The 305-nt window shown below is 52.5% G+C and carries 1 protein-coding gene; it reads left to right on the top strand.

Annotated elements, in window-relative coordinates:
- Positions 1-102 precede the first annotated feature (102 nt).
- Positions 103-305, top strand: a 203-nt coding sequence (locus tag P0G09_RS18250; RefSeq protein WP_275253374.1) for a helix-turn-helix transcriptional regulator, incomplete at its 3' end; no start/stop codon positions are given.

The raw sequence follows: 305 nt of genomic DNA, 5'->3' as shown, positions 1-305 counted from the left end.
GAGAAAAAGCGGGATTTCCTCTTTACTGAAACATCTTTTTGTTGTATAATAAATTCAGATAAAACCCTACCGGACCCGGTACAAGCAGAGGAGTGTTGAACAATGTCGTTTCCGGAGCTGTTACGGCAATGCCGAAAGCAAAAGCACATGAGCCAGGCGGAGATTGCTTCCCTGTTGGGCGTGACCCAGCAGGCCGTGGTAAAATGGGAGAGCGGAAAGAGTTCCCCGGACCCCACCACCTTGGCAAAGCTGGCGGAGATCCTGGACACGACCGCGGACTATCTGTTGGGTCTGTTCGACCCCAC

This window comes from Faecalibacterium sp. DFI.5.82 (genome assembly GCF_029076575.1).
GTDB lineage: Bacteria > Bacillota > Clostridia > Oscillospirales > Ruminococcaceae > Faecalibacterium > Faecalibacterium duncaniae.
This window is presented reverse-complemented; position numbering and strand designations above follow the sequence as displayed.